Raw genomic sequence first — 20,864 nt, forward strand, 5'->3', positions numbered from 1 at the left:
CTCAGTCGGTGCACTCGAAGAGCGGCCCCTCGGGGAAGCCGCCGTCCGGAGTCGCCACCAGAGTGTCGCTGAGCCACCCGTTCCCGTACTGCGTTTCAACTTTGTTCCAAGTGTCGCTGGTGCTGCCGTCTTGCGACTCGGTGACAGACTGGCCCTTGACCTGGCAGATCACGGTCACCGTGATGTACTGCCCCTTCGGGATCCTGCCGACGTTGTCGGTGCCGTTCTTGGCGGGAGTGGGCCGGATCAGGGTGTCGGTCTGGTCGTTGTTCTTGTTCTTGTACTGCTGCCTCGGGTAGGCCAGGTCCACCTCGGCCGTGGCCACGTCCGGGCTCTCCCCCGCCGCGTTCCTGGCCTTGAGCTTGAACGCGTGCTTCTGGTTGTTCTTCAGCCCGTCCACCGTGAACGACGTGCCCTTGATGCCGTTGTTGGTCGCCGCGCCGGTCAGCTCGTAGGTGACGCCGTCGTCGGCGTTCTCGGGCGCGCTCCAGCTCAGCTCGGCGCCCCGGTTCTTGGCCTTGGCGGCGAAGCCGGTCGGCGAGCCGGGCGCCACGCAGGGCTTGGCCCCGGCGCTGGGCTGCGACTCGACCTCGCCGCCCGCCCAGTGCGCGACCACCACGAACGTGTACTCGTTCGCACAGTCCCCGCCCGTGAACTCGAACTGGAACGGCCCGTTCGCGTCCACCGACTGCGGCACGGACCGGCCGGCGCCGGACGAGGTCTTCAGGGTGTACCGCTCGACCTTGCCGCCGGTGGCCGGGCTGAAGGTCACCGTCACCTTGCCCGGCCCGGACCTGGCGCTGACCGCGCCGGGCGCGGACGGCGCGCTGGGCGACGAGGTCGGCGTGGGCGACCTGGTGGGCTCGCGGCTCGGGGTCGGCGTGGGCTCGGCCTCGCGGGTCGGCTCGGCCTCACGGGTCTCCGTGGGGCGCGGCTCCGTCCTCGTGGGTACGGGGTCGGGCCGGGCGTCCGTCTTGGACGGGTCCGGGCGCGGCGTCTGCTTGGGCTTGGGCGTGCTGGTCGGTCCCGGTACGTCGGAGTCGTCCTTGTCGACGTCGTGCTTGCGGCCTTCGGGGTCGATCACGACCGCCTTGTCGCCGTTCTCGTCGTTGGCCCAGAGCAGGCCGTCCTTGACGAACACGTCCACCGGGCCGGGCGCCTGGGCCACCTGGAGCGTGGTGGGCCGGCCGCCGGCCGCGCTGTCCCAGACGATGAGGGAGCCCTTGCCCTGGTCGGGCACGTACACCTTGCTGCCGAGCACCTGCGGCACCCCGAGCTTGGCGGGGTCCTGCGACTCGAACTTGGTGCTCAGCACCGAGTTGGACGAGGTGTCGATCACGACGAGCAGCCCCGAGTCGCCGGGTGTGAGGATCGGGACCAGCGGGCCTTCGGTCGTGGCCGGGGTGAGCGCGCCGCCCTTCGCGGCCTGGGCCACACCCTTGGGCAGGGTGATCTCGCCGACCCCGCCGTCCGCGCCGATGACCGTGGCGGTGGCGGCCCGGCTGTTGACCACGACGGGCAGGCCGCCGGCGATCGTGATCGCCAGCTCCTCGCCCGGCTCGCCGACCTTGAGCGGGTCCGCCGCGGCGCCGTTCGACACCGGTACGACCTGGCCCTTCGCGGTCACGGGGACCCACAGGCGGCCGCCGCCGTCGATGCGGGCCGCGCCGAGCGGTCCGGGGAGGGTGATCGGGGCGCCGACGGAGTTGAGCGTGGCCGGGTCGATCCGCTGGACCTTGCCGGAGGCCGGGTCCACCGCGTACGCGGTGTCGCCGGACACCGCGATCTGCAGGCCGGCCGCGCCGAGGTCGCGGGTCTGGGAGACCGTGAGCTGGCTGGGCTCGACGCGGCTGACGTAGCCGGTGGCGTCGTCGACGAGCAGCACGTTGCCGCCGTCCTGCACGACGCGCAGCTGCCGGCCGGCCTTGTCGCCGAGGTAGCCGTCGACCTCGCCGGACAGGCCGTTGACGTGCACGATCTTGCCCTTGGCCCGGGTCCAGAGCCAGGCGCCGACATCGGCCAGCTTCGGGTTGGCGCTGGACACGCCCACGCCGAACCACGCCGCCGCGGCCACCAGGACCACGGCGGCCACCCCGGCGATCACGGCCGTGCTTCGGTCACCTCGGAGCATGCGCAACTGCACGCGTAACTCACCCCGTATGTACGATTACAGAGCGTTTGCCCCCGTATTATCGGGCATCACACTAGCGCTCACCGGTCGCTTGTGCGTATGTACCGGCTGGTAGGGCTCGTGAGGTGGTTGTGGTGTGCCGAGACTGTCGGCGCGAAGCCGTACCTTAGTGCCCGTGTCCGAACAGCCCCTGACCCTCGACGCCGTCCTCACCGACGAGGCGGTCCTGTCGACCTACCGCCGGATGTTCGCCGCGCTGGCGCGCGACAGCGGCGCGGTCGTCGACGACCCTGCCCTGGTCGACATCGCCGAGACGCTGTTCTCGGCGTTCGCGGAGGCGGGCGAGGAGTGGATGACGCACGAGCAGATGCGCTTCGTGTGCCGGGCCTATCCGGGCGACCAGTTCGACAACCGGCTGCGGGTGCTCAAGGGGCTCGGGGCCATCCGCGAGGTGTTCCCCAAGCCCAACCAGCTGCGTTACCGGGCCTCGTTCACGAGCGTGGTCGGGCTGATGTTCATCCGGCGGATGATGTCCGACGGCGGGCAGTCGGAGATGCACCGGCTGCTGGCGCTCGAAGACCTCAACGTCGCCGACCCCCGCACGACGATGGAGGAGGCCAGGCAGAGCGCGGTCAACCTGGCACGGGCGTTCCGGCTGTGGGCGCTGGAGCTGATCACGCTCACCACGGGCACCATCGAGGAGCTGCGCGAGCAGGCGCCCAAGCTGTGGGGCACCGAGGAGATCGCCCGGCGCGCGCAGGGGCTGCACGGCACCATCCTGACCCGGTGGCCGGAGCTCGACCGGGTCTGCACCGACCTGCGGGCGGCCATCTACGCCTACAGCGACGCCTCCCGCCGCGCCGCCGGACGCCTGGCCGACTCGGCGGGCACCACCCGCAACCTGACGTTGCTGCCCACCGAGACGTGGCGCACCTTCTCGCAGACCGCGTCGCGGGAGCAGCTGGCGGCGGTGCTCGACGGGTTCGTGTTCGACGTGCCCGCGCCGTGGCACGATCCGGCCGCCATCGCCCGCGCCGTGGACGAGGCCCCGCGCCCCGCTCCCGCCCAGCCCACTCCCCCGCGTTCCAACCTCCCCGACCCCGGTCCCGGCGACTCGCTCGACACCTCGCTCAGCGCGGCCATGGAGCGGCTGCGGGAGGTCGCGGAGTCGCTGCTGGGCGGCGCCCCGCGGGTGGCGCTGGCCGACGTGCTGGGCTCCGACTGGCCCTCGGCGCGACGCGTGCTGGCCGACCTGACGACCGTGGACCTGCGGCCTGAGTTGCCTTACCGGCTGAGGTGGTCCGACGGGATCTCGATCGATCCGGACCGCGAGCCGGCCTGGCTCTCCCAGGGCTACTTGGAGCGCACCTGATGCCCACCCCGAACCCCACCCACCCGGAGGCCGGCCGTCCGGATGCGGCCGCGCCGGACGCTCCTGCGCTCTCGGCGGGCGACGCCCCGGCCGTACGGGACGAGCCCCGGCCCGCTGACCAACCGGCCCCGCAGACCCCGGAGACGCCGCACCCCTCGGAGGCGCCGCACGCTCTGGAGACGCCGCACACTCCGGAGGCGCCACCCACCACGAAGGCGGGCACGTCGGCGCGCGGGCATGACGGCGCCCGTGCGGGGGCTCGTTCGAAGGGCGTCGCGAGGACGCGGGCTCGGGCGGGTGCCCTTGACGGGCCCACCGCGCATGTGCGGGTGCGCTCGGGTGGGCCGCTGTGGCTGGCGGCCGGGGAGCCCGCGCCGCCGGGCATGGCGCGGCTGACGCGGCCCGACTCCACCGGGCAGGCTCTGCCGGTGTGGCCCGACGGGGTGACGCCGTCGCTGCTGGAGGAGTACCAGGTGTCGCCCGTTCCGGTGGAGCGGTCCGGCGAGACCAGGCGGGTGCTGGCGGCGGTGCTCAAGTGCTGCTGGACCGACCTGTCCGTGGACCCGTGGCCGGGCGAGCCCGCGCCCGTGGAGCTGGTGCTCGACACGTACCGGGCGCTGATCGGCCGCACCGACGACCTGATGCGCAACTGGGCGATCGGCGCGATGCGGCGCCTGCACGACTCGGCGTGGGTGGTCGTGGACGACGGCGTGGTCACCCTCGGCCCGCGCTGTGCGCTGTGGCCGGTCGAGTCGCACGCGCAGTTGCAGGAGCTGGTCCGCCGCCTGCCCGAGCCCGAACGCCCCGAGCTCACCGTGGTCGGCGACGCCGACATCGTGGCCGCCGCCCACCCGGCCGAACCCGTCCCCGACCCGGACGCGGGGCTCGGGGGGCGGGTCGAGGGCGGCTCCGCGGAGTTCGACGACCTGCTGGGGGCTTATGACGAGCGGCGGCGGGCGGAGCTGGTGGCGGCGTTCATGGTGGTGGAGCACGCCGCCGAGCCGGTGCAGGAGGTCCGCTTCGCCGCCCTGCGCGATCCTGCGCTGCGCCATACGGTGAGCGAGATGCTGGCCAGGCGCGGCCGTACGCTGATCCAGCACCGCGACCGCTGGACCTCCGGCTACGACGACATCCGAGCCGCCACCCTCACGACATCCGCAACCGAGGCCCCGCACAAGGACACGCACGAGCCGTCACGCACGACCACGGCCGACGGCGGGCGCGAAGCCACGCAGGAGGTCCCGCCCGAGGCGACGCACGCGACCCCACGTGGGGCCCGGCGCGAGGTCGCGCACGAGGTCCCGGGCGGAGCCGCGCACGGTGCTTCTGCCGGTGCCGGCTCGGCTCCGGCGGAGAGTCCCGCAGGCACGGCCATCCCCGGAGAAGCGGGCGCGGCCGTCGTCGGGGAGGCGGGCGCGGCCATCTCCGGAGAGGCGGCCGTGGCCGGGGAGGCGGGCGCGGGTGGCGTTCGGGCGGGCGGTGGCGATCCGGTGGCCGCGCGGGCGGTGACTCCCGGCGTTCGGTCCGCTGTCCCGGCGGGCCCGCGGCTGGGGGTGAGCGAGCGGGCCGTGCTGACGCTCGTCCTGGTGCACTCCGTCGCCATCCCGAGGGCCGAAGGGCTGTTGCCCGAGGACTCGTGGTTGTCGCCGCACCCCACACCGGTGGACGAGCTGCGCCGCCACACCCAGCTGCCGATCGGCGAGCTGGAGGCGGCGCTGCGGGTGTTGCGGCACGCGGGGCTGATAGGGCAGGTCAAGGCCGGTGAGGAGGCGGGCGGTTACGTGCCGGGGCCGCAGTTCCACCGGCTCACTCCGGCGGCCCGGCGGCGGTTGCAGGAGGAGCTGATCCTGGCGGCCGGGCCCAACACGCCGCTGGCGGCCGCCGTACGAGCCCGAAGATCGGCGAAGTGACCGCGACGGCACACGGATTCAGCGTCATGACTGATGGAAGGACTACGGGGGTAACAGGTGTCGCAGGTGGAGAACGTCGTCGGAGACCGGGTGCTGATCGCTGTGCAGGCGGTCAACATTTCGCGGCTCTCGACCCATCCGGTGCCCACCGTCCCCGGCACGCTCATCGTCGTGGCGGGCGCCGGGCCCAAGGACTCAAACGGCGCGGGCAAGTCATCGTTCATCGCCTCGATCACGGCGTTGCTCGGGGACGAGCAGTGGCGCTTCGCCTCGGGCGCCAAGGCGGTGTCGGAGCTGCTCTTCAACGCCGAGCTGGCCAGCGGCGCCGGATCCCGCCAGTGGTCGAGCGCCGACCACGGCTACATCGTGGGCGTCTTCGGCCCGCCCGGCATGGACGGCTTCGCCCCGTACGACGCGGCGGAGGCGGCGGGCGCCGTTCCGGCTGGTGCGGAGGACGGTGACTCGTCGGACCGCGCCCGAGCCGGCACCACGCTCCAGGGTGGCGCGACCCCGACCGGTGCGGCAGGCGACGGAGCGGCCACGGGTGACGCAGCCGTTTCAGGGGGTGGCGAGTTCGCGCTCGAGAGTCAGGTGGCCGGGGATGAGCTGAGCGGTGAGCTGTTCGAGGTGCCCGACACCTCGGGCGGGGCAATCACCGTGTGGCTCAAGGTCAACCAGGAGGCGCCGCACCTGGAGATCCGGTGGCGGGAAGGGGTGCATCTGGCGGCTTCCCCGTCCGAGGCCGAGCGGGTGGCACGCGCCGACGAGATCTGGGCGACGCTGCCGAAGTCGGCCGGGCGGCGCGACGTGGTGGCGCGCGACCTCACCAAGGTGCTCTACGGCGACCGGGTCAGGTGTGTGTCGTTCCTGTCCACCTCCGTACGCAGCAAGGTGGCCACGAACCTGCTCTCCCAGCCGCTCAACGAGATCTCGCCCGAACGCGTCTTCGAGGCCATCGCGGCCCTCACCGGCCTCGACGCCGAGTTGGAGCAGGAGCGGGAGGCCCGCCGCGACGAGCACGCCAAGCGGGTGCGCGCCGCGCAGGCGGCCGAACGGCTGGCGGAGTTCGAGACGGAGTCGAAGGCGCTGGTGACCACGTTCGACCGGCGTGATCAGGCGAGGATCCGGCTGGCGGACGCGCTGCGGTGCTGGCGCGGCAGGCAGGCGCGCAAGCTGGCCGATGCGGCGGGCAAGGACGAGGCGCTGGCCGCCGACCTGGAACGGCACCACGCGGCCGGTGAGGCGGCGGCCGAGGCGATCGCCATGGTCAAGGCGGAGATCGGCACGCTGCGGGAGGACACCCTCGACAGGCAGGTCTCGCAGGCCCGCAAGGAGCTGGCGGCGCAGCAGGCGCGGGCGGCCAAGCTGGACGCCGACCGCGCGGTGGCCGAGAACTCCGCCGACGAGCTGCGCGGTCTGATCCCGGCGTTGGAGGAGACGCGCAGGTTCGCGGACGGGCGTGACGTGCCCACGGCCGAGCGGGAGCTGCGGGAGGTCCGGCTGCGGCTGAACGAGGCGCTCAAGGCGCTCGGGGTGGCCGACCAGGAGGTGTCCTCGGCGCAGGCGGCGCTGGACGACGCCGAGGGCGGTCCGGCGGCGGCCCAGCTCAACACGCTGGCGGCGGCGGGCATCGGCGCGACCGGCCTGCTGGACGCGCTGGACGTGGCCGAACAGGCCCGCGACGCCGCTCACACGCCCCCGGCACAGTCCGCCGGCGGAGGCCGGGCACTACGCGGGACGACCGGAGCGACCTCGGCCGCCCCCGGAACGACCTCGGCCGCCCCCGGAACAACCTCGGCCGCCGCTGGGGCGACCGAGGCTGCTGCTGGGGCGACCGGGGCTGCTGCTGGGTCGGGCGATGGCGACGCGCTCGGCGCCGCCCTCAAGGCACGCTACGGGAAGGCGCCCGGCGACGGCGCGGTGAGTGGTACCGGTGGACGGTTGGCCGGGGTCCCGTTGGGGGATTTGCGGGGGTGGCCGAACGAGCATGCGGTGATCGTGGATGCCGCGCAGCTCGACGCCGCTGCTGCCGCCCTGGCCGAGTTGCCCGGGTCCGTGCTGGTCAGCTCGGCCGGGGTGAGCGTCGTGGGGGCGTTCGACGGGGTGGCGACCGGGCGTGAGGCTCGGATCAAGGCCGCCGAGCTGCGGCTCAACCGGGCCAAGGACGTCCAGGAGACGGCGGCGCAGGCCGTACGTGACGGAGAAGAGGACGTCGCGGAGGCGCAGCGTCGGCTGGAAGGGGCCAGGGCCGGGGTGCGCCTGGCCGAGCTGGAGGAGAAGCTGGGCGAGCGGCGGGCCAGGCTGACCGAGCTGAACGCGGCGATCGGGGAGCTGGCGCCGAAGGTGGCCGAGGCCGAGCGGCAGGCCGGTGCGCTGGACTTCCGGGCCCGGACCAGGGACATGGAGATCGAACGCCTGGAGGGGCGGCGGCACCGGCACGAGGCCGAGCGAACGCAGGCACGCGACCAGGAGACCAAGGTCGGCGCCGAACGTGAGGCGCTCAAGCTCGACGCGCTGGCCGCCGACTGGGGCGGCACGGTCGAGACGGCCCGCGAATGGCTGAACGCGCTGCCCGAGGAGGAGCGGCCACGTGCGGCCGAGGAGTGGTGGCGGGTCGCCGAACGCCACTTCGACCAGGCCTTGCGGGACACGTTCCCGGAGGAGGACGCGGAGATTCCCGAGGAGCTGCGGTTCCTGCTGAGCGAGCGGGGCGGGAGCACGGCGCGGGAGCAGGCGACGTTCGCGGCGGTGTGCGGGGCGCTGGCCTCCTACCTGCGGGGCCAGGAGGAGTACGAACGGCACCAGCGCCGCCAGATCGAGGCGCAGGTCGTCACCCGGCAGCGCGACCTGTCGGCGGCGGCCAGGGGAGCCGAGGAGGCGGCGCAGTCGACGGCCGTGCACCGGGCGGCGCTGACGGCGGCGATCAAGGCGCGGCTCACGCGGGTGGCCGAGGAGTTCGAGAAGCTCGACACGTCGTACGGGGGTTACGGGGCGACGCTGGAGTTCCCGGTGCCGCCCGCGCCGGCCGATCCCGAGCAGCGCTGGCAGTGGCGGGTGACGCCGAAGTGGCGGCGCGGCGAGGGACAGGGGTTCGTGCCGTACAACCGGCGGGCCAACACCGCGCTCATGGACGAGAAGGCCGTCAAGCTGGTGTGCGCGGCGGCCATCGCCTCGTCCGGGGGCGGTCACCTGTGCCTGGTGCTCGACGAACTGGGCCGCAACCTGGGCAAGGAGCACCGCAGGGAGGCGGTCGCGCTCTTCAGGCGGATCGGGGAGACGTACGGGATCACGGTGATCGGGGCGCTGCAGGACGACATGGAGCCGTACGCGATCGACGCCTGCGGACAGTACATCAAGCTACGGCGGTCGTCGGACGCGATGCCGTACAACGAGCCGCCGGTGATCGTCGGGCACGACCAGCACGCCGACCGGGTGCGCGCCCTGGCCGCCTACGTCGACAGGACGACGGCGGCGCTCACTTGACGGGCGGCCCTGAGGGTGGCTACTTGACGGGCGGCCCTGGGGCGCTCACCTGACGGGCGGGCCCGATGGATACCCACCTGACGGGCGGCCCTGTGAGGGCCCACCTGACGGGCGGGCCCGAGGCGGTCATTTGACGGGTGGGCCCGTGTAGGAGGCGCGCAGGCGGAGGAGGGTGCCTCGGTCGTACTCCTCCATCGCGTGTGCCAGCCACCCCGCCGCCCTGGCCACCGCGAAGATGGCCTCGCCCGCGCCGCTCACCATGCCGCTGACGGCCGTGAGGATGGCGAGGGCGAAGTCGACGTTGCGCTCCGGGAGGCGGCGCCTGCGCATCTCCTCCAGGACAGCCGTCCCGGCGGCGATCCGGTCATACCCCGGCGCCGCCTCCTTGACCAGGTCGAGCAGGAGGGCGCCGCGCGCGTCGCCGTTCTTGTAGACGCTGTGGCCGAAGCCGGGGATGCGCTCGCCTCGGCGTACCCGCTCGGCAATCGCCCGGGCGGCCTGGTGCGGCTCGGCGACCTCGGCGAGCAGGCGTTCGGCGCCGTACGACGCGCCGCCGTGCAGCGGGCCGCCCAGCACGCCGAGCCCGGTCAGCACGACGGCGTACGGGTCGGCCTTGGCGGAGGCGGCGACCCTGGCGGCCAGGGTGGAGGCGGCGAGCTCGTGGTCGGCGAGCAGGACCAGGGCGGCCTGGACGGCGTTCAGGAGGCCGGGGGTGGCGGGGTGGGGGCACAGGCGGGACCAGAGCCGCTCGGCGATCGAGTCGCCTTGGGGCTCGCTGAGCTGAGGGAGCGCGTCGACCAGGCCCGCGATCATGCGGCGGCCGGTCGCGGCTACGGAGGCGGGGTCGAGCTGGTAGCGCAGGGAGTCGGAGGCGCCCAGGACCGTGGTGATCACCTGCAGCCGGTCGAGGGGCAGGAGGTCGTCGGGGAGGCCGCGCTGGGCGGTCACGGCCGCCCGCAGCGCATCGTCCTCGCACCACCACGGCTCCGGCCATCGGATCCGCACCCCTTGGGCGCTCGGCCCTGTGGTGGGGTGGGGGGCCGCATGAGGGCCGGAGGCGGCAGGTTCCGCCACGCGACGCGGGTCCCCTTGGTGATCGGACGGACGCCGGTCCCCTTGGGCGGCGGAAGGGTGCGGGTCCCCTTTGCGGGCGGAGGGGTGCGGGTGCCTTTGGCGGGCGGGGGTGGCAGACGGCCGTGAGTCCGCCGGTGTGGTGGGCGGAGTGGGCGGGTGTGAGGGGTGCCAGAGGGAGGGGTCGGCGGTCCAGAGCCAGGCGGCGACCGTTTCGAAGTCGCTGGTGAGCGCCAGCCCCAGCGCGTCGAGGCCCCGGTAGTGGGGCCGGTCCACGCCCAGGGCCGTGATGGCCGACTCGATGACGAGCTCCGGCGGCTGGCTCCGGGGACGGCCGCGGCGGGCGAGGCGCTCGATCTCCTCCGCCGAGAAGAGGCTGCGCCGCCCGTCCTCGCTGTGCCGCCGCTGCAGCACCCCCCGGCTCACGTACGCGTACAAAGTGGCCGGTTTGACGCCGAGACGCTCGGACGCCGTGGCCGCGTCGATCCACTCCACGCCGACGAGCCTCCCTCAACAGGATGGTTGATGAAAATCAATATTGATACACGTTGAAAGAGCATGTCAACGTGAAGGCATGCCAAAAGTTCACTTCCTCGATGTGACCAACCGGGACGGCGTGCAGACCGCGCGCACCGGCCTGTCGAAGTTCGGCAAGACCGTGGTCAACTTCTATCTGGCCAAGCTCGGCGTGGCGCAGTCCGAGATCGGGTTCCCCTTCCTGTTCCACGAGGTCCCGTACGTCAAGGCGCAGGTGGCGCTGGCCGAGGCGGGGGCGTTCGGCGGGTTGCGGCTGTCGGGCTGGTGCCGGGGTGTGCCGCAGGACGTCGAGAAGGCGGCTCCGCTCGGGCTCAGGCACTACAACCTGTCCATCTCGACGTCCGACTACATGATCCAGAACAAGTTCCGGGGACGGCTGGACAGGGGCGCGATCGTCAGGGAGATGACGGCAGCGGTGCGCACGGCCAAGGCTGCGGGCGCCGAGACCGTGGGGGTCAACGCCGAGGACGGTTCGAGGACGGACGACGGGTTCCTGCTGGAGTTCGCGCTGGCGGCCAAGGAGGCGGGCGCCGACCGGGTGCGTTACTGCGACACGATCGGCGGCGACACGCCCGACAGGATCCGCGAGCGCCTCGCCAAGCTGGCCGCCGCCACCGCGATGCCGGTCGAGACCCACTGCCACAACGACCTGGGCATGGCCGTGGCCAACTCCGTCTCGGGCGCCCTCGGCGACCTCGACGCCGGCCAGGACGCGTGGATCAACACGTGCGTGAACGGCATCGGCGAGCGCTCCGGCAACGCCGACCTGCTCTCGACAGTCCTGGCCTTCCGGCACGGCTTCGGGCTCGACGCGGAGATCGGCGACGCCCTCGACCTGTCATGGGCGCGCAGGTTCGGTCTGTGGGCCGGTTACGCGTTCGGGCAGCCGCTGCCGTACAACCAGGTCGGGGTGGGACGCAACGCGTTCGCGCACGAGAGCGGCATCCACGCCGACGGCGCGCTCAAGGACCACGGCAACTACGAGCTGTACGACGAGGCCACGCTGGGCCCGTTCCCGCAGGACTGGCACGCGCGGGACGGCCGGGTGGTGCTGACCGGCGAGTACGGCGGCAAGGCCGGTTTCCGGCACGTCATGGACGGGCTGGGCGTGGAGGTCCGCGAGGAGGACCTGGCGTTCCGGCTGGTGCAGCTCTGCAACGCCATGACCGGCCGCCCGCTCACGGACGACGAGCTGCGCCTGATCGCCGCGTACCCGCGGGAGTTGTCCCTGCTGTTCCCCGGCTACGACAACCCCTAGCCGGGCACACGCGCAGGAAGACGAACGGCGAGCTCACACCCCGACCCGGCAGTTCGGCCATCTTTCCGAGCGTGCGGGAGTACTGCCGCGCCGCACACCTGGTTGTTGGCCTCTTCTGTCCCGGGTTTCCCACGGTCAACAGATAGTTGTACTTTTCGCACGGTGAGACCTTTATGTGTCCGATCGCTCGCGGCCATCGCGCTGGCCGCCGCGAGCCTCCTCGTAGCGACTCCGGCCGATGCGGCGTCCACGCCCTCCGCGGAAGTGCTCTTCGACGGAGGCAACGAGGCCTACGTCAACGGCGCCTACCGGGTCGACTACCACTCCTTCCGCGCGCCGGCCGTGATCCGTACCAAGGGGAACACGGTCATCGCCTTCGCCGAAGGCCGGGTCGGCGACAACGACGACTACGGCAACATCGACCTCATCTACAAGACCTCCAGGGACTCCGGCAAACCCGGCACCTGGTCCGGGATCAAGGCGGTGGCCACCGGGTGGCCGGACGCCGTCGGCAACCCCACCGCGGTCTTCGACGGGCAGACCGTCTACCTGTTCTTCAACCGGATGGCGGCCAGTTGGACGAGCGTCGGCGACTTCGACAGCTGGGACGACCGCGCGGTGTGGGTGGCCTCGTCAGCCACCGACGCCAACGGCCTGCCCACCGGCGGCTGGACCCTCACCGACAAGACCGACACGCTCAAACCGCACAAGGACCCGAGCGATCCGTTGAACAGGAGATGGTTCAACGACTCGATCGGCCCCGGCGCCGGCATCAAGATGACCGACGGAACGCTGGTCATCCCGGCCAAGTGGCGCAACATCTACAAGCGGCCAGGGGATACTGACTGGCACTACCAGGAGCTGACGAACACCGACGTCACCAAGACCGACGAGGCCACGATCCTGCAGCGGTTCAGCGGCGACCTGTATCGCAACGATCGTGCCAGGTTCGCCAACGCCGGCGATCCGCCGCTGCTCAAGCGGCTGGTCGCCACCGGCACCCTCGACGGCGGCTTCTCCGGCTACGCCGATCACCTCGAGCCGGACGGCCGTGTCCTGCCCGATCCCGACTGCCAGGCCTCGACGCTGCGCTTCGCCGGGTCGCCGAACCGGATCCTGTTCCTCGGCCCCCACCCGGGCAGCGGCTCCCGAAGCCGGACCCCCATGCGCGTCTGGATGAGCTACGACGACGGCGTCGGCTGGCCGTACACCCGCCTGCTCGGCGACTTTCCCGCGCCCCAGCCGAAGGGACGGGACGGCAGGCCGAACGTGAACGGGGTCGAAGGGGGCTACTCCAGCATGCTGCAGACCGCCGACAATCAGGTCGGCGCGGCCATCGAGTGGGGCGAGCAGAACAGTTCGGGCAGCGACAAGAACATGAGCATCATCTTCCGCCGCTTCCACCCCACCTGGGTCGCCAACGGCCGCCCGGAACCGCCGCCGGCATAGCGCCTTGGCTGCCGCAGCGCTCACTGCCCACGACGCGCCGACCTGACGAAGCACTACTGGAGGCTGTCCTCGCCCGTCTCGGGGAGGGCGAGGAGGCAGAGCAGGCTCAGCAGGGCCATCGCCGAGACGTACACGCCGACGCCCATCACGCCCACCCCGCCGGCCTGCAGGCTCGTGGCGACCAGCGGGGGCACCGCGCCGCCGAGCACGCCGCCCAGGCTGTAGGCCACCGAGGCGCCGCTGTAGCGGTACTGGGTCTTGAAGAGCTCCGGCAGGTACGCGCCCATCGGCCCGAAGACCAGCCCCATCAGGCCGAGCGCCCCCGCCAGCGCCACGCCCACCAGGAACACGGACCTGGTCTCCATCAGCGGGAACATCACCAGCCCCCACACGACGGCCACTCCCGTCCCGGTGAGCAGGGTGCGGCGGCGGCCCAGGCGGTCGGAGACCATCGCGGAGACCACCGTGCCCGCGGCCATGAACACGACCCCGACCATGGTCAGGCCGAGCATGGTGGTCTTCGGGATCTTGAGCGCGGTGGTGCCGTACGCCAGGCAGTAGGTGGTGGCGGTGTAGAAGAGCGTGTAGGCGACGGTCATGGCGCCGGCGCCGAGGAGCACGCGCCGCCACTGCTGCCGCAGGAGGGCCACGATCGGCACCTTGGCGATCCGGCGCTGGTCCATGGCCGCCTGGAAGACCGGCGTCTCGGAGATCTTGAGCCGTACGTACAGGCCGACGATCACCAGCAGCAGGCTCGCCACGAACGGCAGCCGCCACCCCCACGCCCCGAACTGCTCATCGCTGAGCGTCTCCCCCAGCACGAGGAACAGCCCGTTCGCGACGATGAACCCGGCCGACGGGCCGAGCTGCGGGAACATCGCGTACAGCCCGCGCCTGCCGGGCGGCGCGTGCTCGGTGGCCAGCAGCGCCGCGCCGCCCCATTCGCCCCCGAGCCCGATGCCCTGCGTGAACCTCAGCAGCACCAGCAGCACGGGCGCGATCACGCCGATGGCCGCGTAGCCGGGCAGCAGCCCGATGGCGACCGTGGAGAGCCCCATCACCAGCAGCGACACCACGAGCATGGACTTGCGGCCGACCCGGTCGCCCCAGTGCCCGAACAGGGCCGAGCCGAGCGGGCGCGACAGGAACGCCACCGCGAAGGTCGAGAACGCCGCCAGGTTGCCCGCCACCGGGTCCATGCCGGGGAAGAAGGCGGTGTTGAGCACCAGGGCCGCCGCGGTGCCATAAATGTAGAAATCATAGAATTCGATCGCCGTGCCGATGAGGCTGGCGGCCGCGATCCTTGACCGGCTGGGTGCGGCGATTTGGGGGGACGTTGTCACATTTGTCTCACTATGCGGAATAGCGTCTTGTGAAGCGATACGAAGAAGCTATCACCAGCGGAAAGACACCTCTGAAGGGAACGGGTTTTGGCTGTCGATCTTGTCATCTTCGACTGCGACGGAACGCTCGTGGACAGCGAGCCGATCTCCGTACGCGTGGGCACGGCGGCGCTGCGCCGCCTGGGCTGGTCGATTGACGAGACGGAGTACATCGAGCGGTTCGTGGGCTGCACGAACGACTACTGGGAAGAGCAGGTGGGCGAGACGCCGCCGGGCTGGCGCGATCAGCTCAGAGCCGAGTACACGGCGGCGGTCAAGGCCGAGCTGCGCACGGTCCGAGGCATCGAGGAGGCGCTCGACCGGCTCACCGTGCCGAGCTGCGTGGCCTCGAACGGCCGGCACAGCGTGATCCGCCACAGCCTCGAGCTCGTCGGGCTGGCCGGGCGGTTCGACGGGCGGGTGTTCAGCGCCGAGGACGTCGCCAGGGGCAAGCCGGAGCCGGACCTGTTCCTGCACGCGGCGGCCACGCTGGGGGCCGAGCCGGAGCGGTGCGTGGTGGTGGAGGACAGCCCGTTCGGGGTGACCGCGGCGATGCGCGCGGGCATGCGCTGCCTGGCCTTCGCCGGCGGCCTCATCCCCGGCGACCGCCTCGCCGGTCTGGGCGCCACCCTGTTCCACGACCCGGCCACGCTGCCGGAGCTGATCACCTCCCTCGAACGCTGAGTCGTCACCCCTGGCGGGTACGGCCGTTCTCGTCCAGGTAGTCGCGCCACGACCGCTTCGGGGTCCAGCCCAGCAGGCGGTGGGCCTTGTCGCACGAGATGCCCGAGGAGTCCGGGCGGGAGATCGGCCGCAGCTCGATCCGGTCGCCGTAGTGCTCCCGCAGCTTGACGGCGAAGTCGTGCCCGCCCGCGTTGTCGGGCGCGGCGATGTAGAACACCTCGTGCCCGGGCAGGTCGGACTCGACGGCCAGGACGATCGCGTCCGCGAGGTCGTACACGTCGGTGTAGCTCCACAGCCCCGCGCCGATCAAGGAGGCGTCGCGGACCTGCGGTCCGATGTTGCGCTCGTAGTTGCCCTCGTGCTGCACCCAGCTCGGCCGCAGCGAGATGCACCTGATGTCGGAGCGGCGCACCGCGGCGTCCATGAGCTGCTCGCCGAAGTGCTTGGACAGCGCGTACGGGTCCTGCGGCCGGGCCGGGTGCTCCTCGTCCACCGGCGCGTAGTCGGGCAGGAAGGGCCGGTCGGCGAAGAAGTAGCCGGGGACGGTCTCGCTGGAGATGTTCACGAAGCGGGGGACGCCCAGGCGGATCGCCGCCTCGATCATGTTGAACGTGGCCATCAGGTTGTTCTGGAAGACCACGTGCGGCGCGTTGGCGGTGGGGTCGGGGATGGCGGCGGCGTGCACGACCGCGTCGGCCCCGTGGACCACGGCGTACGCCTGCCCGGCGTCGGTCAGCTCGGCCTGCTTGTAGGCGGGTTCGCCGGGCTCGTGCCGCTCCCAGACCGGGCGCGTGAGATCCACGCCGGTCACCTCGTGACCGGCCTCGGCCAGCGCCTTGACGGCCGCCCGGCCGACCTTGCCATGGGCTCCGGTGACGACGACGCGCATGGGTCCACTCCTTCATGGGGTTCGTGCGAGCAATCTACGCGAGATCGCTCCGCCGTCGCCGCTCAGCCCACCCCTGTCAGCGACACGGTGGACCCGGCGCGGGTCTTGGTGACCTTGAGCTGCGCCGTGATCCTCGACCGCAGCTCGGCGACGTGGCTGACGATGCCCACGGCCCGCCCGCCGTCGCGCAGCCCGTCGAGGATGTCCAGCACGCCGTCGAGGGTGTCCTCGTCGAGGGTGCCGAAGCCCTCGTCCACGAAGAGCGTGCCCAGCTCGGTGCCCCCGGCCTCGGCCGTGACGACGTCCGCGAGCCCCAGCGCCAGCGCCAGTGACGTGATGAAGCTTTCACCGCCGGACAGCGTGGCCGGGTCGCGGTCGACGCCGGTCCACCCGTCGGCCACCCGCAGCCCCAGCCCGCCCCCGGAGCGCCCCCGGGACCCGGCCGTCTTGCGCAGGTCGTGACGCAGCAGGTAGCGGCCTGCCGACATGTGGTCGAGCCGTTCGTTCGCGGCGTCCACCACCTGCCGCAGCCGCTCCCCCAGCACGTACGACGACAGGCTCATGCTCCACTGGTTGTCGCCGGACGTGCCGCTGGCCAGCGCCGCCATACGCTCGGCCAGCCGGTGCCGCTCGGCCGCCGGGCGCCAGCGCTCGATGCGATCGGACAGCTCGCCGTGCAGCTGGGCCAGCCGCTCCGCCCTGGCCACGGCCCGGTCGCGCGCGCTCGACAGCCTCGTGTGCGCCTCCTCCAGCCGGTCACGCTCGCTCCCGATCGAGGCCAGGTCGGGCGCGGGCGCGGCGGCTGCCGCGACCAGCTCGGGGTCGGCCAGGACGCTCGTGACGGCGGCGTGCTCGTCGTCCAGCCGCCGCAGCGCCTCCGCCCGCCGCTCCCGCTCCACGGGACTCCGGAACGCCGCCTCCGCCTCCGGCACATCCGCGAACCCGGCCTCGGCCGCCGCCTCCTCCGCGGCCCGCCGGGCCCTGCCCAGCTCGTCGATGGACGCCACCGCCGCCTGCGTGGCCTCCAGGGCCTCCCGCAGCAGCCCGGCCTCGTCGTGCAGCCTCGACAGGCGCGCGGTCAGGGTGGGATCGTCGCCCCGCGCCGCGTCCAGCCGGGCGCCGAGCCGTCCGGCGTCGCCGCTCAGCTCCTCATGACGGGTGCGGTACGAGGCCAGCCGCGCCTCGACCCGGCGCCTCTCCTCCTCCAGCTCCAGGCGTTCCCGGCCGAGCGCCGCCGCCTCCCGCGCCAGCACCGGCTCCCCGTCCGCCGACGCGCGCAGCCTGCGCAGCTCCCCCTCGGCCCGCGCCAGCACACCCCGCCCGTCCGGACGTGCGGATTCCGGGTCCGCGGTGGGCAGGGTCGTCTGGAGGAGGCGGGTGCGTTCGGACTCCAGGTGGGTGTGGTGGGCGCGGTGGCCGGCGAGGGTCTCGGCGATCTCCCTGGCCTGGTCCCTGACCCGTTCGCGCTCGATCTCGACGCGTTCGAGCGCCGCGGCCAGGGCGGGCTCGCGGTCGGCCACCGCCTCGAGGCGGGCCAGCTCCTGCTCCGCCCCCAGCACCTGCGCCTCGGCCGTATCGACGTCCAGACCCCCGGTGGCCTCGACCGCGTCGGCGTGCCGGGACTCCAGGGAGGCCAGGGCGCGTTCGGCGGCCTCGCGCTGGGCCAGGGCGGCTTCGTGGGCGCTCTCGGCCTCGTGCTCGTCGTCGGCCGACGGCGCGCTGGGGACCGGGGAGGCGGGATCGGGGTGGTGGTCGGAGCCGCAGACCGCGCAGGGCCGGCCGTCGGACAGGTCACGGGCCAGCTCCGCCGCCATGCCGTCGATGCGCGCCTGGCGCAGGTCGAGCCAGCGTTCGCGGAGCGCCTGGGCGTGGTCCACGAGCGCCTGGTGGGCGGCGGCGGCCGCCTCCAGCTCAGCGGCGAGGGCCTCGCGGCGGTGGGTTGCCTCCAGCGCGGCCCTGGCGGCGTCGAGCCCTGCCGACGCCGCGGGGATGGCCGCCGCCTCCGCCTGGACGTCGGCCAGGGCCGCGGCGGCGTCGGCGATCCGCTCGGGCAGCTCGGCCTCGGCGGCGGACACCTCGGCCTCGCGCTGGGCCAGCGCGTCGAGCTCGGCCGCCAGCCTGGCCAGCTCGTCGTCGATCTCGATCAGGTGGGCGGCGGCGTCGCGTACGGCCTGCGCGGCCGGGATCCTGGCGGCGTCCATGCGCGCCCCGGCCAGCTTGCCCTCGGCACGCTCGATGAGGGCGGGCAGGGCGGCCAGCCGCGCGCTGACGGCCTCGTCGGCGCCGACCAGCTCGGCCAGCTCCTCCTCCACGCGCAGCAGGTCACGCCGGACCACCGACAGCCGGGCCTCCTCGGTGAGCAGCTCCGACAGCCGCGCGATCTCGGCCTGCCGCTCCCGCTCCAGCGCGGCCAGCTCGGCCGCCGACGGCTCACCCACCGACCGCCCTCCCTGCACGGGCCCGACGACAGCTGAGCCCTCCGAAGCCGAGCCGCCCGGTGAGTGGCCGGTGGCGTCGGCCGTCTGCCGGGCGAGGAGGGGGCGGGCCCGGGCGAGGGCGTCGGCGGCGAGGGCGCGTGCCTTGGCGGCGGCCTCCGAACGCTGCCTGACCGCCGTGATCAGAGGCAGCACCCGATCGGCCCTGGCCGCGTCGTCGAGGATGGCCTGCAGGTCGGCCCGTTCGTCCGCCCGCTCGTCAAGGGTGCGGCGCATGGTGAGCGCCTCGGCGTGCCGGCGCTGCCGGTCGGCCAGCGCGGCGGCCTGCTCGAACCGCAGCCGCGCCGAACGCGCGGCCTGCCCGGCCGCCTCGTGCTCCTCGCCCGCCCGGCCCACGACGGCCCGCGCGGCGTCGAGCAGCGCCCCCGCCCATCGCAGGAGATCGTCCTCGGGCTCGGAGGCCTCGTCCAGGTCGTCGCCCGCCGCCTCCTCGACCCGCTGGACGGCGAAGTCGACCTCCTGCCGGAGCTCCTGCGCCTCCCGGAAAGCCAGCTTGCGGTGCTCGGCCAGCCACGACTCCGCCTGGGTGAAGACCTTGACCGAGAACAGCCGCTCCAACAGCCTGCGGCGCTCCTCCCCCTCGGCCCGCAGGAACTTGGCGAAATTGCCCTGAGGCAACATCGCCACCTGGCAGAACTGGGCGGCGTTCATGCCCAGCAGCCCGCCGATCAGGTCGCCCGCCTCGTCCAGCCGGGTGGTCAGGCCCTGCCACTCCGACCCGCGCCACTCCGAGACGACGACCTTGGGCTTCTCCTCGGTGAACCCCGTCCCGCGCAGCTTGGGCCGCTGCCAGGACGGCGAGCGCTGGATGCGGAGTAACCGCCCGCGGATGGTGACCTCCAGCGTGACCGAGGGTCCGGCCGACGGCGGGGCGTGGTCGCAGCGCAGGCTGCGGGCGTCGTTGCGCTGCGGGTCGGGCACCTGACCGTAGAGGCCGAAGCAGAGCGCGTCGAGGATGGTGGTCTTGCCCGCCCCCGTGGGCCCCTGGATCAGGAACAGGCCCGCCTCGGCCAGCGCGTCGAAGTCGACCGCCTCAGTGCCCGGGAACGACCCGAACGCCGTCAGCGAGAGCCGGTGCGGCCGCATCTACGCCATCGTCTCCTTCACCCTCGACGCCTCGATGGCCTGTCTTAGCAGGTCTTCCTCGTCACGTGCGGCAGGCTCGCCGCGTACTTCCCTGACGAAATCGAGGGCCACCTCCGCCTCCGGCCGCCCGCTCAACCGTACGGGCTGGGCGGCGGGCGCGGCGCCGACCGGGTCGAAGGAGAGGGCGAGGGTGTGGGGGAAGCGGGCGCGGAGCCGGTCCATGGCCGATTTGGGGCGGACGGCGTCGGTGAGGGTGACGTGCAGCCAGTGGTCCTCGTACGGGGTGTGCCGGGCAGAGGTCAGCAGCTCCTCCAGGTCCCCCCGCAGCCGCCCCACGGGCCGCGGCACCGGCGCCGGCACGAAGTCGGCCCCCGAGCCGAGCGTGACCAGCCACGAGCCCTTGACGTGGCCGACCTCCGAGAACGAGTACGCCAGCGGCGACCCCGAGTAACGCACCGTCTCCGACATGCGCTGCCGCCCGTGGAGGTGGCCCAGCGCGACGTAGGACACCCCGTCGAAGGCCGACAGCGGGACGTGGGCCACCCCGCCCACGCTGATGTCGCGCTCGCTGTCGCTGGCCCGGCCCCCGACGACGAAGCAGTGCGACAGCACCACCGAGGCGCGGTGGCGGGCGGCGTCGGCCCTGACGCGGTCCATCGCGTACGTGAGGGCGGCCGTGTGGCTCCGGTCGGGCAGCTCCCAGGCGTGGCGGACCAGCTCGGGCTCCAGGTAGGGGATGCCGTAGAAGGCCACGTCGTCGATCAGCACCGGCTCCCAGGAAAGGTCGGGCGAGGTGCGTACGTGCACCCCGGCGGCCTCGAAGAGGCCCGAGCCGAAGCGCAGCCGCAGCGCCGAGTCGTGGTTGCCGCTGATCAGCACCACCCGCGCCCCCGCCGCGCGCAGCCGCCCGAGCGCCGAGTCCAGGAGCGCGACCGCGTCGACCGGCGGCAGCGCGCGGTCGTAGACGTCGCCCGCGACCGCCACCACGTCGACCCGCTCCGCCCGGACCGTCTCCACCAGGTGGTCGACGAACGCCTCCTGCGCCGAAAGCAGGCTCTCGCGATGGAACGAGCGCCCCAGATGCCAGTCTGAGGTGTGCAGGATCCGCATGTCGCAG

The 20,864-nt window shown here is 73.0% G+C and carries 12 protein-coding genes; 6 read left to right on the top strand and 6 right to left on the bottom strand.

All coding sequences use genetic code 11. The features are described from left to right. Position 1 precedes the first annotated feature (1 nt). Positions 2 to 2,143: a hypothetical protein gene (locus ACWEPL_RS00680; RefSeq protein WP_452434501.1), complete on the bottom strand. Its 2,142-nt coding sequence runs from the start codon at positions 2,141 to 2,143 to the stop codon at positions 2 to 4. Positions 2,144 to 2,306: 163 nt separating this feature from the next. On the opposite strand from ACWEPL_RS00680, the gene ACWEPL_RS00685 reads away from it, so the two are divergent. The 3 genes from ACWEPL_RS00685 to ACWEPL_RS00695 are packed head-to-tail and all read left to right on the top strand — an operon-like array spanning position 2,307 to position 8,896. Next, a complete protein-coding gene (locus ACWEPL_RS00685) occupies positions 2,307 to 3,503 on the top strand; it encodes a hypothetical protein (RefSeq protein WP_452434502.1) in 1,197 nt (398 codons plus the stop codon). Further along, positions 3,503 to 5,413, top strand: a complete 1,911-nt coding sequence (locus tag ACWEPL_RS00690) for a hypothetical protein (protein WP_452434503.1) — start codon at positions 3,503 to 3,505, stop codon at positions 5,411 to 5,413. The genes ACWEPL_RS00685 and ACWEPL_RS00690 overlap by 1 nt, the downstream gene beginning before the upstream one ends. 57 nt (positions 5,414 to 5,470) lie before the next feature. After that, positions 5,471 to 8,896, top strand: a complete 3,426-nt coding sequence (locus ACWEPL_RS00695; RefSeq protein ID WP_452434505.1) for a chromosome partitioning protein ParA — start codon at positions 5,471 to 5,473, stop codon at positions 8,894 to 8,896. A 126-nt stretch (positions 8,897 to 9,022) separates the two neighbouring features. On the opposite strand, the gene ACWEPL_RS00700 is transcribed toward ACWEPL_RS00695, so the two are convergent. Then, positions 9,023 to 10,462 carry a citrate synthase gene (locus tag ACWEPL_RS00700; protein ID WP_452434506.1) on the bottom strand — a complete coding sequence of 480 codons (1,440 nt, stop codon included), beginning with the start codon at positions 10,460 to 10,462 and terminating at the stop codon, positions 9,023 to 9,025. 79 nt (positions 10,463 to 10,541) lie between these two features. Here ACWEPL_RS00700 and ACWEPL_RS00705 point away from each other — a divergent pair, with 79 nt between their 5' ends. Further along, positions 10,542 to 11,762 carry a LeuA family protein gene (locus ACWEPL_RS00705; RefSeq protein ID WP_452434507.1) on the top strand — a complete coding sequence of 407 codons (1,221 nt, stop codon included), beginning with the start codon at positions 10,542 to 10,544 and terminating at the stop codon, positions 11,760 to 11,762. Between the two features lie 162 nt (positions 11,763 to 11,924). After that, positions 11,925 to 13,211 carry a sialidase family protein gene (locus ACWEPL_RS00710; RefSeq protein ID WP_452434508.1) on the top strand — a complete coding sequence of 429 codons (1,287 nt, stop codon included), beginning with the start codon at positions 11,925 to 11,927 and terminating at the stop codon, positions 13,209 to 13,211. Between the two features lie 53 nt (positions 13,212 to 13,264). Here ACWEPL_RS00710 and ACWEPL_RS00715 read toward each other — a convergent pair whose 3' ends face one another. Beyond that, positions 13,265 to 14,554: an MFS transporter gene (locus tag ACWEPL_RS00715; protein ID WP_452434509.1), complete on the bottom strand. Its 1,290-nt coding sequence runs from the start codon at positions 14,552 to 14,554 to the stop codon at positions 13,265 to 13,267. Positions 14,555 to 14,641: 87 nt separating this feature from the next. Between ACWEPL_RS00715 and ACWEPL_RS00720 the strand changes: the two genes are divergently transcribed. Then, a complete protein-coding gene (locus ACWEPL_RS00720; RefSeq protein ID WP_350722345.1) occupies positions 14,642 to 15,277 on the top strand; it encodes an HAD family hydrolase in 636 nt (211 codons plus the stop codon). A gap of 4 nt (positions 15,278 to 15,281) precedes the next feature. On the opposite strand, the gene ACWEPL_RS00725 is transcribed toward ACWEPL_RS00720, so the two are convergent. From ACWEPL_RS00725 to ACWEPL_RS00735, 3 genes are all read right to left on the bottom strand, one after another. Then, positions 15,282 to 16,166, bottom strand: coding sequence for an NAD-dependent epimerase/dehydratase family protein (locus ACWEPL_RS00725; protein WP_363965507.1), 885 nt, complete (start codon positions 16,164 to 16,166; stop codon positions 15,282 to 15,284). A 62-nt stretch (positions 16,167 to 16,228) separates the two neighbouring features. Next, the gene (locus tag ACWEPL_RS00730; protein ID WP_452434511.1) at positions 16,229 to 19,747 is read right to left on the bottom strand and encodes an AAA family ATPase; all 3,519 of its coding nucleotides are present in this window, start codon (positions 19,745 to 19,747) and stop codon (positions 16,229 to 16,231) included. After that, positions 19,748 to 20,857, bottom strand: coding sequence for an exonuclease SbcCD subunit D (locus ACWEPL_RS00735; RefSeq protein ID WP_363965511.1), 1,110 nt, complete (start codon positions 20,855 to 20,857; stop codon positions 19,748 to 19,750). Between the last annotated feature and the right edge of the window lie 7 nt (positions 20,858 to 20,864).

Source organism: Nonomuraea sp. NPDC004186 (genome assembly GCF_053603495.1).

What these genes read in the sequence shown, in the direction of transcription:
- ACWEPL_RS00690 (WP_452434503.1), top strand. Translation starts at nt 3,503, where the DNA reads ATGCCCACCCCGAACCCCACCCACCCGGAGGCCGGCCGTCCGGATGCG.
- ACWEPL_RS00705 (WP_452434507.1), top strand. Translation starts at nt 10,542, where the DNA reads ATGCCAAAAGTTCACTTCCTCGATGTGACCAACCGGGACGGCGTGCAG.
- ACWEPL_RS00725 (WP_363965507.1), bottom strand. Translation starts at nt 16,166, where the DNA reads ATGCGCGTCGTCGTCACCGGAGCCCATGGCAAGGTCGGCCGGGCGGCC.
- ACWEPL_RS00730 (WP_452434511.1), bottom strand. Translation starts at nt 19,747, where the DNA reads ATGCGGCCGCACCGGCTCTCGCTGACGGCGTTCGGGTCGTTCCCGGGC.
- ACWEPL_RS00735 (WP_363965511.1), bottom strand. Translation starts at nt 20,857, where the DNA reads ATGCGGATCCTGCACACCTCAGACTGGCATCTGGGGCGCTCGTTCCAT.